This is a genomic window from Armatimonadota bacterium (assembly GCA_016125185.1).
In the GTDB taxonomy this organism is placed as follows: domain Bacteria; phylum Armatimonadota; class Fimbriimonadia; order Fimbriimonadales; family Fimbriimonadaceae; genus Fimbriimonas.
Window position 1 is genome coordinate 51,018 of sequence record WGMG01000006.1, and the last position, 14,990, is coordinate 66,007.

The following is a 14,990-nucleotide window of genomic DNA, read 5'->3' on the forward strand; positions in this document are numbered from 1 at the left end:
GCGCGAGGTTCCATCGGAATCGAATTCGACTAAACTCTAGCCGATGACTTTTGCTTTGGCTGCTATTCTCCTTTCTGCTTCCCAAGTAGACAATCTTTCGGCTTTCGCCGCAGGCTTTGCCGAGAAGGCGGGGACGCTTACCGCCAATGGCGGACTGCCGGGAATCGTGATGGCGTTTGGGCCCAACGCCGAGGTGCTGGCGGTGGCCAAAGACGGCAAGACGACCAAGCCGATCATCGCCGCCGCGACGTACGGCAAGGGGCGGGTCGCGATCCTCGGGCACGGAAGTATTCTCGCCAAGCCGGGCAACGAGGCGATGTCGCGCACGTTGTTTGCGTGGGTTCATCAGTCAAGTAAGCCGATCGGACTCTTCACCAACATTCCGCTGAGTCCGGCGTTCGGCGAACCCAAGACCTACCGAAGCAAAAGCTCGATCCCCGCCGCCATCCGCGAGTGCGGCACGCTGGTCTTCGATCAAGACCCAGGCGATGGCGACCCGAAGGTCGAGGAAATGCTCGATCAATACGTGCGGGACGGCGGTGGACTGGTGCTGGCTGGTCCGGCGTGGGGATGGCTCCAGTTGCATCCTGGACAAGAGCTTTGGAAGGATCATGGCGGTCAACGCTTGCTCTCCAAAATGGGCCTCGGATTTGCAGATGGGACGATCGATCCGGTGAAAGGGCAGATCGATTTATATCCAGCCAAACCGGCTCAGCAAGTGGGGCGTGCGATGGCGATGGTCCGAAGCAAACGCATGTTGTCGCCCGAGGAGGCAAAGCTGGTCGGCGAAACTTTGGAGACGGCCATGGGTGCATTGGCACCAGACAATCCGATCCAGAAGCAGCTCGAATCGATGCTGAACGCGGATCAAAACGACATCCGTCCGACGAAGGAAAAGCCGCTCACTGCCAGCCAATTTCAACTCAGGCTCGCGGCCCAATACTACGACAAGATGTGGCGTCAGCTTCCGCCCGAAAAGGTGACTGCTCATCCGGCGGCACAGGACTTTCCCGGACCGGTGACCACGACTGAACGCACAGACATGGAAGTGAGGATCGGCGGAAAGAAGCGTCGATGGTGGTCAACGGGCGCCTACGCCGCACCTGGAGAGGTCGTCACGGTTCGACTGCCGCAAGAACTGCGTGGCCTTGGAATTCGGCTGCGTATCGGCGGTCATCGGGACACGCTTTGGCACCTGGACAAGTGGGAGCGATTCCCGAGCATCACGCTTGAGGTGCCGATCAAGAACGGTGTTGGTAAGGCGGCCAACCCGTTTGGAGGACTGGTGTACCTCGTCTGCGACAAGGTCATCCCGTCCGGTACGGTCGAGATCGAGCATGTCGTCCAGGCACCGGTTTACTTCTTAGGGCAGACTTCGGAAAGTGAGTGGAAGAAGATTCGGACGTCGGGAGTGCCGTGGGGTGAAGTCGTAGCCAATAACTGCGTGGTGTGCGTGCCGTCGTCGGTTCTCAAGACGCTAGACGATCCTAAACCGGTTGCTGAGTATTGGGACGAGGTGGTGCAACAGGTTGAGTTTTTGTACTCCGTGCCGGAGGGCACCAACGAGGAACGCTACCAAGTCGATCGGCAGATTTCGGCGGGTTACATGCACTCCGGCTATCCGATCATGACGTGGGAGGACGTGTCGGCCAAGTTCGTCGATATCTCGATTCTACGTGGCAACGATGGCGACAAGAATTGGGGCTTTTACCATGAGATTGGGCACAACTTCCAACGGCCCTCGTGGACTTGGAGCGGATGGGGTGAGACGACCAACAACCTGTACAGCCTCTACGGCGGTGAGCATTTTAACCACGACATGAGTGGTGGGCACGGCGCGATGAAGGTGGACAAGCGCGAGGAGCGAATGAAGACGGTCCTCGCCAATCCGGGCAAGGAAGAGTATTTCGACAAGGACCCTTGGTACGGGTTGACGTTCCTGCGGGCGATCCGGGAAGAGTTCGGATGGAAGCCGTTCCAGACTATTTTTGCCGAGTTTCGCGATCTTCCGCGCGACCAACAACCGAAGTCCGAACTCGAGAAGCACGACCAGTTCTTGGTGCGCATGTCGACCATCCTGAAGCGGGACCTCAGCCGTTACCTCATGGCATGGGGGGTGCCGCTTTCGGATGATGCGAAGGCGAAGTGTCGCCAATATCCCGAGTGGATGCCGAAAGTGTAAGGTTTGCTAGTTGCCGTACTTCTTGAGGAACTGGTCGATGTAGCCGAAGCGATCCTTCTTTTCCTTGACGAGGTCCTTGGCGTACTTCACGCAGATCGCCCGATAGTTCGGGCGGTCCTTGAGGTACTGCAGAATTTGGGCTTTGGTGAGTTCATATTCGTCGAGAAAGCCGTTCTGTTTGTCAGTCTGCGAGAGCCATTTGTAAAGAATCTGATCGATTTCCCAATGGGCGACGGGCTGAAGCTCGCTGATGAACGAGCGCGGGAGCGTGTCGGGTTTACCCATGGGCCAGCGACCATAGGTGTTTCGCAGGGCTTCGACGGCTAGATCGACCGAATCGCCGGGAAAGTAATTTCGGTAGCGGCTAAAGCCGTACACCATTCGGGCGTAGGTGTCGGGCTTTTTGACATCGACCCGCAAGAGAGATTGAAGTTCGGCCGGCGTGAGCTTGCCCCAATCGGCTTGGGCCTGCTTCTGGATCGCCGGATGATCGGAAGCCGAGCAGAAAAGTGTGATCTTGCCGGGGAAGAGGATTCCGTACGAACGATTAACGATCTGCCCGAGTGCAAAGTAAGCGAGATCGCCACGGGTGACGGCATGAACATATGGCTTCGCCCCGTTGACCTGCTCCATGGTCACGACATCCCAATATTCGGCTCCCATCTGCCGCGCGAGAGGGTCGTACGCCTCGTACGCCACCACCTTCGTGTCCTTATCGCCTTGGATCATCAGCTTGGTTTGAGACTGATCGGGAAGCTGGCTGACCAGGTAAGGGACGGCGTCGGCTCCGAGCGAGACTAGGTCTTCCAGCGCCGACAATGAACTCTTGCGGGGCCCCATGGTGTCGGTGTGGAACTCGTCCACGAACTCAAATTTGTCGGCTATGTACCGGCACTGGGTAGTGATTTGGGCCCGGATGACGTCGGCCGGTTCCGCAGCCGCCTTGTCGAGAAGGCCAGCGGCTTGGTCGCGAGCCGCAAGGACGATCATGGCAAGCGCGATGGTCATGGATGTCTACAGTTTACGGCTAAACGGCGTATGCTATAGTTCGAAAACGCCATGTCAACGACGAACCGCACCAACGAATATCTGCTTCTCCTGCGCAACGCGCACTGGGGCAAGGACCTTAGTCCCCAGGACGCGCAGGATGGGCTCGTCGCTTTTGGAGTGTGGCTGGAAGACCTCCGTGCGCGAAATCTCTTGAAGGCGGGGCAGCCGCTTGGGTCCGAGGGACACTACGTCACGGTTGCGATGGATGGACCGTTTGTGGAGACCAAAGAGGCGGTTGGCGGGTACCTGCTTTTGGAGACCGAGTCGTACGAGGCGGCTTGCGAAGCGGCGAAGGCGTGCCCGGTTTTGAAGCACGGCATGGAGATCGAAGTTCGACCAATCATCCGTCAGTGCGACTTGATCGACGAATTGGGAATGTCGTCAGACGTCTTGCCGACGGTTGGCGCTCCTTCATCCTAATTCGTGTCGACCGTCGCCGAACTGACCGATAGCTTCTTCCGGCATGAGTCGGGAAAGGTGGTCGCGATGCTGGTCAAGTCGTTTGGACCGGAGCATCTGCAACTGGCGGAGGACGTGGTTCAAGAGGCGATTGGTAGGGCCCTGCGGACATGGCCATTTTATGGCGTTCCCGATAACCCGGCGGGGTGGATTACCCAGACGGCCAAGAACCTTGCGCTCGATGCATTGCGCCGGGATCAGGTGGTCAAAAAGAAGCAGGTCCAGATGTTCGGGTCGGTCCACAAGTGGTCTTCGCGAGTCGATGAAATCGACTTTGAGAACTTTGGCGAAGAGGTGGAAGACGCCTTGCTTCGCTTCATGTTTGTTTGCTGTCATCCCGAGATCGCCGAGAACACTCGGCACGTTTTGGCACTCAAAACGTTATGCGGTTTCAGTGTCCGCGAGATTTCCCACGCCTTGCTCGCCAATGATGCGACGATCGGAAAGCGGCTTACTCGGGCGAAGGAGAAGCTGGCGGAAGGCAATGTGACGACCCAGCTTCCGGTCGGCCCCGAATTGGAGCCGCGATTGAATGGGGTTTTGACGACCCTGTATCTGCTGTTCAACGAAGGATACAAGGCATCGAGCGGCGAGAATCTGGTGAGGGAGGAGCTTTGCGCGGAGGCGATCCGCCTGACGTCGATCCTCGCCGGTCTGCCGGTAGGAGATAAGCCACGGGTTCATGCGCTTTTGGCCTTGATGCTTCTCAGCGCGGCGCGGCTGAATACGCGGGTAGACGGTAACGGGAACATGCTGTTGCTAAAAGATCAGGACCGTTCGAAGTGGGATCGTGAGTTGATTGACCAAGGATTGTGGCATTTGGGCCAGTCAGCGACCGGAAACGTGCTGGATCGGCTGCACTTACAGGCGGCAATCGCGGCTGCTCATTCGGTTGCACCCAACTACGAATCGACGGACTGGGCGTCTATCTTGCTCATGTACGACGAACTGTTGGCGCTCGATCCATCGCCAGTCGTGGCGTTGAACCGGGCCGTCGCGGTGGGGATCATGCGCGGAGCGAGGTTGGGCATCGTGGCTCTGGATGAGATTGCTGGACGCGAGCAGTTGGATTCCTACTACCTCTACTTTGCGGTGCGGGCCGAGTTCGAACTGGAGCTAGGGCGGAGCGACATTGCGCGCGAGCTTTTGGAAAAGGCTTCGACTCTGACTGATACGGATGCGGAGAAGGCCTTTTTGAACCAACGTATGGCCCAAATCCAAGTTTTTTCGCAGTAATTTCTTCCCTCTGTCCGAATGCGAATCGTTCGTTCGTTGGTGATACAGAGGACCCGAGACGAGCTGAAACCCTTCTCGGGAAGGACAAAATGACAAAAGAAATGAAGCAAACGAAGACCGATCGAGAACTCACCTTGACGACGACCATCGCGGCTCCGCGAGCGAAGGTTTACGAAGCCTGGACGGAACACTTGCCCGAATGGTGGGGACCGCACGGAACCACGGTTCCCGAATACGAGATGGAATTGAGGCCGGGCGGCAGACTCCGAACAGTAATGATCATCGAGGGTAACCGGTACGATACGGACGGAGTGTTTCTCGAGGTTTCGCAAGACTGGATCATCTTCACGGACGCCTTCAAACCAGGTTGGATTCCCAATCCTGAAAAGTTCTTTGTAGGCGTATTCGAGTTCAACGATGTGCCGGAAGGCACCGAGGTTGTGGCTCGCGCCCTGCACTGGGACGAGGCCGCTCGACAGAAGCACGAAGAGATGGGCTTCTTCGGTGGATGGGGCCAGATGCTCGAACGACTGGAAGCCGTCGCGACGAAACTTTAGGCGGGAGAAGTCTCGGTCCGGGGGGCGGACCGAGACTTTGAAATTTAACCTTCTTCCTTCAGCAATCCGAGGCCGATATCGACGCCCTGCCCACCAGAAGTCTGGTGGCAATGGACAGCAATCGTGACCTTTGCCCCCGGCTTGAGCAGTTTCTTGGCCGCCGATAAAATCGTGATCGGTCCGTAGTTGGTGACGAATCCGCCCTCGCGGCCAGCCAGAACGCCATTGAAATAGACTTCGACATCCTCGTCGTGATATCCGTAGAGCACGGCCTTGGCGTAGTCCGCTTTCGGTAGCGTGACGGTGCGGCGCATCCAAATGTCGCCGGTCTTCCACTCGGTGCGGACCTCGATGCCGGGCGTGCCGTTGGTGCCAAAACCGGCCTTGCCCTTGGCCCAATCGCCGTCGTCGAAGCCGGCAGCCTCCCATCCTGGAGCTGGCATCATCGTGGTATAGGCCCAAGTCGGTTCGCTCGTCTTGCCGGAGGCGATGATGTTTTCAATGACCGGCGGTTTGGGGAGCGGCGCGTACTTACCGAGCTTGAAGGTGTCGCGCTTCGCCCAGCGACGCCACATCGAACGGTCATCGAGCATCTTGATAAAGAAGCCACCGACCACGGGGCGAGCGTGCATGCCGCCGCTCTTCGGGTTGTCGGTGATGTACGAGTCGGCGATGGGATCGCGGGTGGTCGTCTCGTTGACGTAGTCGAAAATAGGATTGACGATCGTTTCAAAGTCGCTTTGGTTAGTGGCCATCGTCGCACTCCAAATCGACCAGTCGGTCTTGGTGAGCTTGGTGCGCGAATCCAGCGGAAGGCCGTACTTCAGCATCTTGGTTTTGTAGTAGGCGATCTCCATTTCTCGAACGGAGTCGGGGAAGATGCCGAGGTTCAAGAGCTGGTCCCACACGAGGTTGTACTTCTGGCTCCATGTGCCGGGTCGGTCGAAAGCGAGTACCGAGTGGTCTCCCTCGATGGCGACCGACATCCAATGTTTGGCGTCGGCTAGGGCGAGGTCGGTGAACTTCTTGCCTTTGGCGGTTTCGCCCCGCATCTTGCACAGATCGCCGTAGGCGGCTAGGCCGAGGATGGCTTTGACGCTCAGGTTGGCATTGTGGGCGAGGTGGCCCATGAAGTCGTCGGTACAGAGCTGATTTTCGGGGTCGAGGCCGTACTTTTCGAGGTACGTCGCCCACTGCGTCAACTGGGGCCAGTAGAGGTTGGCGAACGACGGCGAACGCTCGATTTGAGCGATGGCATCCGTCATGAGGATCATGTTCGCGCTTTCCTCAACCGGCATACCTTCGCCGCCGTCATCGCGCCCGGTGACCTGCGGGTAGGTGCCGAGATCGTGTGGGGCGTTGGGGAATTTCCAGTGTGGCGAGCCTGCATACATGAAGTTCGAGACCAGCGACGCCTTCATGAGGGTCGGGCTAAGAAGGAGCCAGATCGGGGCCATCGGGTAGATGACGTCGACGGTGGCGATGTCGCCGTTGCTGGTGTTCTCCTTGGTGAAATAAAGCGGCTGCTTGTTGGCGTCGGCAGCGAGGCCGTTGGCGGCTACGCATTCGCGGTAGGAGAGGGCAAGGATCTTCGCGTACTTGTCGCCTCCAGCTTGTTCGGCGTCGGCTACGAGGTCAGAGTCGAACTTTTGACATCGGGCTCGGAGCGTGTCGTAATCCTTCTCCGCGGTCTTAAAGAGGTCGGCGGGCTCAGCGCCATTGCGTCGCCAGAAGGGGCGAAGCTTTTTGCCGTAATACTCGATGGCGTAGATTTCGTCGTAGCCGATCATCATGTGGCGACTGACGGTCTGCTTTCCGACCGAGCCTAGCGAGAAGGCGAAGCCGACCGCGGGTTGATCGTCGTCGGCCGAGCGTGGCATTCGCGAATCGAGGTTGCCGGAGAGCGTTCCGGTGTTGGTGAAGTCCGATTCCAATGACTGGTTGGCACCGATGGCCGACTTGGCTTGCGAGGTCTTGGCCACTCCATACAGATAGCCCCAATCGATGCGGGCGTCGTCTCCGGCGGGCCGGAGGTAAGTTTGGTCGGCGGCCCCGATGCGGAGGGCGGTCAGGTCGCCCATCGACTCGCGCTTCCATTCGATTTTGCGGTTGGGCTCGTTGACGGTCAGCAATCCGCTCGAACTCTCGAAGACCTGAACGTCGTGCTTTTGGCCATCGTTGGAGGTCACATCCCAGGTGAGATAGGTGACGGGTCGTGCGAAGACATCGAGGTCGTCGGGCAGGGAAGGTGTGAGGAAACTCATCACGACCGTGACCTTAGAATTCTCAAATACGTAAGTCGTGCGGGTGGGGAAGACCTTAAGATTGGTTTGGGGAAGGACTTGGGTGACGGATGCGCTTTTACCGAGGATGCGATAGGTGACGCCGTCGACTCGGATCAAGGAAACCAGGGGGTGGGGACGATGCGTCCAGTGTCGAGTGACGTCGTCGGTGGCGTTATCGGCTTCCGACCAAACGCTCAGGTAGGGGTCGCTGGTGAGGAGCGGAACTGCGGGCGGGCGTAGTGACTCTCGTGCCTGTTGACCCGTCGAGAAGTGGGGCATCGAGGCGAGCAAAAGGGGTACGAGCGACATGTCGGCAGTATATCAGCCCGTGCTTTTGGACATTAATTCTTGAGCATATTCTGGACATATGAACGCCGTCAGAAACGGCTATATGTCCAATCAGTACGACTTGCGATCGCCGAGAAGGGTCTGAATGTAGGCGATCTGGCCGGTGTGCCAAGTGGTGTTCCAGTACTGGTATAGGATCAGGTCTTTGTAAGTGGTTTCGTAGCCCCAGGGTTCGAGGACGGATTCTTCGAGCCTCTCGGTGGGGAAGGTTCGGATCGCCTTTAGCAACAGGTCGAGGTTAAATTCCAGCACGCGTTCGCACTCGGCCAGAGTGGTCCATTCCGCCTTTTCCTTCCTCATCTTTTTGAAGTAAGCCTCGGTTCCGGCACCCGCGACTTCCTCGCCTCGGAACAGCTTCGCCATGTCGCGTGGCTCCTGGGCTATTTCTTGCAACATACTCAGAACGGAACGCGAATCGGGACTAGGTTCCCAGGTGATTCGGTCCTCCGGTATCGCTTTTGCATATCTCAGAAACGTTTCGGTCGCGGAATGCGTTATATCCGCTACATGAGTCTGGAAATACATGATCAAGACGTTACCCGGCGGTACAGTAGGAGGATAGTTACACACACCGACGTTTCGATCATTATTCCTGCCCTCAATGAAGAGGCAACCATTAAGGCCGTCGTCGATCGATGCCTGGAATTGCCGCTCGAAGTCCAAGTCATTGTGGTGAACGACGGGTCGGGTGATCGGACCCTCGAAATTCTTCAAACCTACGGCGATCGCATTACGCTCTTAACGAATCCCGCGCCATCAGGCAAGGGGCACGCGATCGTGCAAGCCCTGCCTTATGCCCAAGGTGTGGCGACGATCGTGCAAGACGCCGATCTGGAATACTCGCCAGAACAGATTCCCAGCCTCGTTCAGCCGATCCTCGATGGCGCTGCAAACGTGGTGTACGGAACGCGGTTTGCCCACGGCTTCGCCAAAGACATGGCGTTGCCGAACAAGGTCGTCAATATTCTCTTGGCGTGGTCGGTTCGCATTCTCTTTGCTAAGAAGATCACCGATGAGGCGACCTGCTACAAGGCGTTTCGCACGAGCCTGCTCCAGAGCTTTAACCTGCAATGCGTTCGATTCGAATTTTGCCCCGAGGTAACCGCCAAGGCCCTGCGGAGTAAAGAGAAGATCATGGAACTGCCAATCGACTATGTTCCGCGGTCGAAGGATGCGGGCAAAAAGATTCGATGGTACGACGCACCGGAGGCGTTTTGGACGCTATTTCGTTACCGATTTTGGCGACCGAGCGCGCCGTCCGCGAAGGCGGCGATTACTGAGCCTCAATCGGAACCAGAGACGCCACCCGTTTCAATTCCTGACTGACTTTCGAAGCCTGATCGGGCTTCATCAGTACTAGAAGCTGAGCCACCTTTTCCGAGTCCATCTCGTTGAGAACGAGGGCCAAATCAGAGGGTTTCCACTTCTCGGTGACCTTGAGGAGTCCATCGGCGGGCATTTCGTTCCAGACTTCGGCGAGTTTCTGAGCGCCCTTCTTGTCGACGACTTTGGTGGTTGGCGCGGGTTCTTCGGGCGGTGGGGCCTCTTCCTTCTTGGGTTCGACCTTTGGCGCGGGCGCGTCTTCAGTTTTGGCCGCGGGGGCCAGTGGCGGAATCGGCTTCTTCTTCGGCGTAATACCGGGAATGTTGATTTTGCCGGTGAAGGCGAGGCCAGCGACGGCTCCGGCGGCAATGAGAAGCAATAAGACGACTAGGCCGATGATCAGCCCGATCTTGCTCTTCTTTTTGCCCGCCTTGCCTGCCATTATCGCTTACCAAGTTGCGTCATGATTCGATTGACGTAATTCTGAGTTTCGGGGATATTCGGAATTCCTTTAGCCTGATCGACCCGAGTTGGCCCCGCATTGTAGGCAGCGAGCGCCATTTCCGTATTGCCGTTGTATCGCTTCATCATTTGACTGAGGTACTTGGCCCCGCCGGTCAAATTCTCGTAGGGATTGAAAGGATCGACGACCCCGAGCGTCTTTGCCGTATCCGGCATCAACTGCATCAGGCCCATCGCGCCTGTCTTGGAAACTTCGTCCTGGTTATAGTCGCTTTCGGCTTCGACCACGGCTTTGAGGAGCGACTGATCGATGTTCTGCTCGCGGGCAACCTGGGCGATGAGTCCCTGGACATGCATCTTGTCTGCCTGCGGGTGGCTGGCCAAGTTGGCGATCGGTCCCCCACTGATGTTGAAGCCGCCGTCCATCGGACTAGCCGGGGGGAGGGGGCCAAGCTTCTCGTCTCCGGTGGAGCCGTTCATGCTGATGTTGCCGACGAGAGGGGCTGGGGTGCCATCTCCATCGATCTTTCGTTGTGTCTCGCGATCGAGTTGGTTTTGAAATTCCTGCCGTCGGCCGGCGGTCATGCGGGCTCTGATTTCATCCATTCGTGAGCGAATGGCATCGGGGCCCTTGGGTTGAAAATCGATTTCGGGAAAACTCATGCGGCTTTACGTTGCTGGACGGTCCACTCATCGAGGGCCGCCTGCTCAATGCGGTTCTGTTTGTACATCCATGCTTCGTATGCTTTGTCTCGGAGCTTTTCCAAAACTCCCTTGTCCTGTTTCTTCGTCATCCACTCGTCGCGAGCCTGCTCTTCTTCCTCCATCAACTGATGGATGAGGAGCTTGAGGGCGCGCTCGTGGTCGTCGAGTTTCTGGACTCTGATTTCGAGTTCTTGGCGAGCATTGAGGTCGTCGGCTCCGGCTGAGAGAAGGAAGCGGCGGTCGTCTTCGAGTTGGAATAGCTCATTTTCGGCCTCCATTCGGGCTACATATTTGGCCAAAAAGTTATCTTTGGCCCAGCCTTCCTCGAGGTCTCGGTATTCCAGTACCCTTTGTAGACGAAACGCAAAATTGCTCACAAGTTTTGTATCGGAAGCCTGAGAGTCTTCTTTAGGTTTTTTTTCGGTGAACCGTGAACCGTGAACCGTGAACCGCGAACCGCTTGGGCAATTATAAGTCGTAGATTAGCAGTTTGCGTTCGCCCTCGGGGATTTGGGCTCGGATTTGCCCGTGGGGATCGATGACCATCGTTCGGCCAAGACTGCCCACGCGAGTGATCCACTTTCCGGTTTCGACGGCTCGCCAACGGGCGGCGATGACCAGGCGCGGAATGGCGTTGGTGCCGATGTACCAATCGTCGAGCGACATGACGGCCAAAAAGCTCGCATCGAGGTTTTGAAATTCCTTGGCGGAACCGGGGAAGAGAGCTTCAAAGCAGATGAGCGGGCCGACCGTGATGCCCTTTTTGACCTCGAGCGTATGGCGCTCGCTTCCGGCGGCCAGATCGCCGGTCGGAAGTTGGAATCCGGCAGGGTAGGGAATGATGCCACGGAAGGGAACGTACTCGCCGAAAACCACGAGTCGCTTTTTGTCAGTGTAGCGGAAACCGTGACCGTCCCATAAGTAGGCACCCTGATAGCGTGGGCCGGTTCCGTGCTGAGTTCCGAATAGCACTTCCAGGTTCGGATACAGCGAGAACGGCGTCTCGGGGGTGGTGCGGAAGGAGGCGATCCCCTCGGGAAGGATGAGAAGGTCGGCTTGTTGGGCCATCGCCTGTTGGCTGAGGTCATCGACGGCCTCTCGCACTCGACTTGCTTCGGTATGTTGGTCACCATAGGCGAGGTCGGTGCCGAGTTGGCCAAGGGCCACGCGGAGGCCAAGTTTCTGCTCGGACTTTGGCGTGCCCAGGTTGGCAAGAAGCACGGCGGCGGCGAAGCAACAGGCGAAGATGATCAGGGGACGGCGGAGTCGGGCGAAGTCGGCGCGGAGTGATCGGATGAAGTCGAAACGAACGATCGTGAGGAATGAGTTGACGGCCAAGACCAGGAACATCGCGTACGAGGCCGTTTGGAGGCTCTTGGCCAGCACGGAGTAGGCAATGAGTGGTTCGCCGATTGGGCAGAACGGAAACTCTAGTTCAGGGATGTTCATCCGTGCCAGTTCGGTGACGGTTAGTAGAATGGCGAACGCAAGCGAGGACTGTAAGAAACCGATTCGGGCTCTCAGGACGCACGCAAGGCCATAGAAGGTGCCCCAGACGGTGCCGACGACGATGATGACAAAGATGCTAACGAGAAGCGAATTGGTCCAACGGCCAACGAACTGGGCGAGCCAGTAGGTGTTCATCAGCGCGTAGAAATAGCCGAACGTCAGGCCAGCCACGAACGGCCGCTTGGAGTATTCGCGGAGCCAGTAGAGGAACGGCGCATAACAGAAAAACGCCAGCCAGGCCGTCCATGGTGAGCCGTACCAAAACAGGTGGATGAAGCTGAGGCCGAAGCCGAGAGCGAGGATGCGCAGGCTCCGTGTTCGGTCAAGAGTTGGGACTTCCTTATCGGCTTCCATCGGCAACCCCGCTCACCACGTCGATGCCTGCCAGGTGTGATACGTCGTTGTAGCGGATCAGACGCAGACCTCCGTCGGGTCGAGGTTCGAGCTCGTTGATGCAAGCGTTGCTGAACCGGAAAGCGTTGGAAAGCGAGACATCTCCACTTAAGAACATCGCCAGAAGGAGCGAACAAGTTCCCCCGTGGGCGACGATTGCGGTGTCGATCTTGCGCTTTTGGACGTCATCGACAACCGACTTGACTCGGTTCCAGACGTCGACGAACGATTCGCCACCGGGAGGCGTGATCTCGTTTCGCGTGACGCCTTTGAAGTCGGCCTCGAAGCCGAAGCGGATGCCGATCTCGGCGAACGGCTGTCCCTCCCACTCACCAAATCCGCGCTCGCGGAGTTCGGGCAGAATCTCGACGGGAACCTTGGTGTTTCGGGCGATTTCGTCGGCGGTTTGAGAAGCTCGCTGAAGGTCAGAGGTCAGAAGACGCCGAATTGGCAAGTCGAGAAAAGCCTTGCCTGTGCGGATCGCCTGTTCGCGCCCAGTGGCGTCGAGAGGGATGTCGGTGTGGCCCTGCGCCCGCTTTTGAACATTCCAGTCGGTCTGCCCGTGGCGAACCAGAAAAAGGCGCATCTGTTTAGTGTACTCGGCTTCAGATTTGCCACGGCTTGAGTTCGCCGTGCTCGTTGCCTTGGGCGTCGATGCGGAGCGAGCCGATGCGGAGGACCGGAACTGGGACAGGAGGAATCGCGGTGCATCGAACGAACGCCTTCATCTTATCGAAATCGATGCGCTCGAGCATGCCGAAGCCGAAGTCCTCGCCACCTTTTTTGGCGAACGAACAGAGGGCGCCTTCGTAGAGGTCGGGGGCGGCGAGATGGACGCGGGAGGTGTGGGTAAAGTCCATCGCCCGCGAAATCTTCCACTCTTCGAATTCGTTTTCGGCAACGACGAACAAGGAGCTTCCGATGACCTCGACGTAGGCTTCTTCGAGGTTGAGCTTCGTGCGCTGTTGATGCGACAGCGTGTACCCACTGCCGAGGCGGCTACCTTCTAGACTGCATTCGGCGAGGTCGACGACATGGGCTTCGGATCTTTCCAAAAGGTCGAGCCAGCGGGCCTTTCGTTGAGCGATCTGCACAAGGTTGGGAAAGGATTTGTCGAGGCCGACGAGGACCTGGCCGTTCGGAATGGCGTCGCGAAGCGGCTCGGGGATCAGGACTTCATCGGGCTGAACGTGGTGGAGGACCAGTTGGAGAGTTTGGCGGAGGAGCGGCGTGACGCGATAGACGAAAAGCTGGATGAGCAGGTCTCGATCGGAGTGGGTGAGGGCTTCGACGAGGGCGGCGAACAGCACATGCGGCGCGCGGGTGGCATCGAGCGAGCCGTAGAAGCGTTGATAGGCGGGCTTGTCTCCTCGGAACAGCGAGACGAGCCCCGGTTGGGCAAAGGCGGCGTCGCTGGGGTCGAGACAGAGGAAGTCTCTATCCCCCCGATTTTCCTTGACCCACGTGCGCCAAGAAACGCTCGGATGGCCTACCAGCACCGTGCGTTTCATCTGAACGATTGTACTAGAGACCTTTGACCGGTTCCATTGCTATGTGACCGAGATAGGCGGCGATGTTCGAGGATCGAATCACGCTGATTTCGGTCCAGTACTTCAGGTCCTTATTGGCCGAGAGGTCGATATTGTACTCGGGAGTGTCGGCATCATCTGCACTGGTTTTGGTAGCCTTAGCTGAACTCGCGTAGTTTCGATTTTTGAGCTTCGGCTGGTCCTGTTCGATGCTCGTCCAATCCATCAGCGGGCGGAGGCTGAATCCGCCGATGTTGGGAATGCCGATCTGCTGTATGTCGAGGTGGGTGCGCTTGTCCTTCTCGTCGACGGAAGATTCGCCGACCTTATAGGTGACGCCTTCGACGGTGGCCGTCGTGCCTGGCTTGGCCGAGAAACTGCCCACATAGTCGATCACTCGAATATTGAGGCGGATGTTGGCGAACCTGCCGACCGGCTTTCCGATCAGTTGGATGGTGCGAAGTGTGTTGTTGACGACATAGGCTTGGGATCGCTTGGAGGTGCCGAGACTGAACTGCACGAGCGGCTTGTCGGACGTGCTCGATGGCGTATCACGCACAAGCGTGCCCTCCATCACCATTGCGACATCGCCCACTTCGAGAGTGTCGAGCAGCTTAGAATTGGCGGGAATGTCGTCGGCGGTGGTGGGTTTGCCGTTGGGGAGCCAAGCCGTGCATTGGCCCGACGCCTCTTTGCGAATGAGCTCGACGACCTGAATGCTCCCGGGGTTCTTGACCACGGCTTCGTACGCCTTATCGGAGACGCCGAAGTCGTTGAGGAGAAACAGACCATACGGGTCCGATCCAGATGACTCAAGAATCTGATCCTTCCGGTCCAGCGGCGACTGCGATGCCGGCACGATCTGGATCGGGATGGAGTCCGACTTGGTGGCATGAAGCGCAAAGGCGGCAAACACGGCGCACGTGAGCATGATACACATGGTACTACGATT

General features: G+C 57.8%; 15 protein-coding genes. 5 read left to right on the forward strand and 10 right to left on the reverse strand.

Annotated elements, in window-relative coordinates:
* Nucleotides 1–43: 43 nt before the first annotated feature.
* Nucleotides 44–2,182, forward strand: coding sequence for a hypothetical protein (locus GC165_07890; protein MBI1332786.1), 2,139 nt, complete (start codon nt 44–46; stop codon nt 2,180–2,182).
* Between the two features lie 6 nt (nt 2,183–2,188).
* Here the strand turns inward: GC165_07890 and GC165_07895 are convergent, their stop codons facing one another.
* Nucleotides 2,189–3,190, reverse strand: coding sequence for a hypothetical protein (locus GC165_07895; protein MBI1332787.1), 1,002 nt, complete (start codon nt 3,188–3,190; stop codon nt 2,189–2,191).
* Nucleotides 3,191–3,241: 51 nt separating this feature from the next.
* On the opposite strand from GC165_07895, the gene GC165_07900 reads away from it, so the two are divergent.
* From GC165_07900 to GC165_07910, 3 genes are all read left to right on the forward strand, one after another.
* On the forward strand, nt 3,242–3,652 hold the full coding sequence (locus GC165_07900) for a hypothetical protein (protein MBI1332788.1): 411 nt from the start codon (nt 3,242–3,244) through the stop codon (nt 3,650–3,652).
* 21 nt (nt 3,653–3,673) lie between these two features.
* Nucleotides 3,674–4,927, forward strand: a complete 1,254-nt coding sequence (locus tag GC165_07905; protein ID MBI1332789.1) for a sigma-70 family RNA polymerase sigma factor — start codon at nt 3,674–3,676, stop codon at nt 4,925–4,927.
* An 89-nt stretch (nt 4,928–5,016) separates the two neighbouring features.
* The gene (locus GC165_07910; GenBank protein MBI1332790.1) at nt 5,017–5,484 is read left to right on the forward strand and encodes a polyketide cyclase; all 468 of its coding nucleotides are present in this window, start codon (nt 5,017–5,019) and stop codon (nt 5,482–5,484) included.
* 44 nt (nt 5,485–5,528) lie between these two features.
* Here the strand turns inward: GC165_07910 and GC165_07915 are convergent, their stop codons facing one another.
* Together GC165_07915 and GC165_07920 are read right to left on the reverse strand one after the other, a co-directional pair.
* Nucleotides 5,529–8,078: a DUF4965 domain-containing protein gene (locus tag GC165_07915; protein MBI1332791.1), complete on the reverse strand. Its 2,550-nt coding sequence runs from the start codon at nt 8,076–8,078 to the stop codon at nt 5,529–5,531.
* 90 nt (nt 8,079–8,168) lie between these two features.
* Nucleotides 8,169–8,513 (reverse strand): hypothetical protein, encoded by a 345-nt coding sequence (locus GC165_07920; protein ID MBI1332792.1) that lies wholly within the window; start codon nt 8,511–8,513, stop codon nt 8,169–8,171.
* Nucleotides 8,514–8,606: 93 nt separating this feature from the next.
* Between GC165_07920 and GC165_07925 the strand changes: the two genes are divergently transcribed.
* Nucleotides 8,607–9,443 (forward strand): glycosyltransferase, encoded by an 837-nt coding sequence (locus GC165_07925; GenBank protein MBI1332793.1) that lies wholly within the window; start codon nt 8,607–8,609, stop codon nt 9,441–9,443.
* Here GC165_07925 and GC165_07930 read toward each other — a convergent pair.
* The 7 genes from GC165_07930 to GC165_07960 form a co-directional block, all read right to left on the reverse strand.
* Nucleotides 9,391–9,882, reverse strand: coding sequence for a hypothetical protein (locus GC165_07930; GenBank protein ID MBI1332794.1), 492 nt, complete (start codon nt 9,880–9,882; stop codon nt 9,391–9,393). The two genes, GC165_07925 and GC165_07930, sit on opposite strands and share 53 nt — an antisense overlap.
* Nucleotides 9,882–10,565, reverse strand: coding sequence for a transglycosylase SLT domain-containing protein (locus GC165_07935; GenBank protein ID MBI1332795.1), 684 nt, complete (start codon nt 10,563–10,565; stop codon nt 9,882–9,884). The genes GC165_07930 and GC165_07935 overlap by 1 nt, the downstream gene beginning before the upstream one ends.
* Nucleotides 10,562–10,984 carry a hypothetical protein gene (locus GC165_07940; protein ID MBI1332796.1) on the reverse strand — a complete coding sequence of 141 codons (423 nt, stop codon included), beginning with the start codon at nt 10,982–10,984 and terminating at the stop codon, nt 10,562–10,564. The genes GC165_07935 and GC165_07940 overlap by 4 nt, the downstream gene beginning before the upstream one ends.
* 91 nt (nt 10,985–11,075) lie before the next feature.
* Nucleotides 11,076–12,470, reverse strand: coding sequence for an apolipoprotein N-acyltransferase (gene lnt / locus GC165_07945; protein ID MBI1332797.1), 1,395 nt, complete (start codon nt 12,468–12,470; stop codon nt 11,076–11,078).
* Nucleotides 12,457–13,095: a histidine phosphatase family protein gene (locus GC165_07950; protein ID MBI1332798.1), complete on the reverse strand. Its 639-nt coding sequence runs from the start codon at nt 13,093–13,095 to the stop codon at nt 12,457–12,459. The genes lnt and GC165_07950 overlap by 14 nt, the downstream gene beginning before the upstream one ends.
* Nucleotides 13,096–13,114: 19 nt before the next feature.
* The gene (locus GC165_07955) at nt 13,115–14,020 is read right to left on the reverse strand and encodes a hypothetical protein (GenBank protein MBI1332799.1); all 906 of its coding nucleotides are present in this window, start codon (nt 14,018–14,020) and stop codon (nt 13,115–13,117) included.
* Between the two features lie 13 nt (nt 14,021–14,033).
* On the reverse strand, nt 14,034–14,969 hold the full coding sequence (locus GC165_07960) for a hypothetical protein (GenBank protein ID MBI1332800.1): 936 nt from the start codon (nt 14,967–14,969) through the stop codon (nt 14,034–14,036).
* Nucleotides 14,970–14,990 lie beyond the last annotated feature (21 nt).

Excerpts from the sequence above, each read along its gene's own strand:
- GC165_07910 (MBI1332790.1), top strand. The coding sequence starts at position 5,017 with ATGACAAAAGAAATGAAGCAAACGAAGACCGATCGAGAACTCACCTTG.
- GC165_07895 (MBI1332787.1), bottom strand. The coding sequence starts at position 3,190 with ATGACCATCGCGCTTGCCATGATCGTCCTTGCGGCTCGCGACCAAGCC.
- lnt (MBI1332797.1), bottom strand. The coding sequence starts at position 12,470 with ATGGAAGCCGATAAGGAAGTCCCAACTCTTGACCGAACACGGAGCCTG.
- GC165_07930 (MBI1332794.1), bottom strand. The coding sequence starts at position 9,882 with ATGGCAGGCAAGGCGGGCAAAAAGAAGAGCAAGATCGGGCTGATCATC.
- GC165_07890 (MBI1332786.1), top strand. The coding sequence starts at position 44 with ATGACTTTTGCTTTGGCTGCTATTCTCCTTTCTGCTTCCCAAGTAGAC.
- GC165_07955 (MBI1332799.1), bottom strand. The coding sequence starts at position 14,020 with ATGAAACGCACGGTGCTGGTAGGCCATCCGAGCGTTTCTTGGCGCACG.
- GC165_07960 (MBI1332800.1), bottom strand. The coding sequence starts at position 14,969 with ATGCTCACGTGCGCCGTGTTTGCCGCCTTTGCGCTTCATGCCACCAAG.
- GC165_07925 (MBI1332793.1), top strand. The coding sequence starts at position 8,607 with ATGCGTTATATCCGCTACATGAGTCTGGAAATACATGATCAAGACGTT.
- GC165_07950 (MBI1332798.1), bottom strand. The coding sequence starts at position 13,095 with ATGCGCCTTTTTCTGGTTCGCCACGGGCAGACCGACTGGAATGTTCAA.
- GC165_07915 (MBI1332791.1), bottom strand. The coding sequence starts at position 8,078 with ATGTCGCTCGTACCCCTTTTGCTCGCCTCGATGCCCCACTTCTCGACG.
- GC165_07900 (MBI1332788.1), top strand. The coding sequence starts at position 3,242 with ATGTCAACGACGAACCGCACCAACGAATATCTGCTTCTCCTGCGCAAC.
- GC165_07920 (MBI1332792.1), bottom strand. The coding sequence starts at position 8,513 with ATGTTGCAAGAAATAGCCCAGGAGCCACGCGACATGGCGAAGCTGTTC.
- GC165_07935 (MBI1332795.1), bottom strand. The coding sequence starts at position 10,565 with ATGAGTTTTCCCGAAATCGATTTTCAACCCAAGGGCCCCGATGCCATT.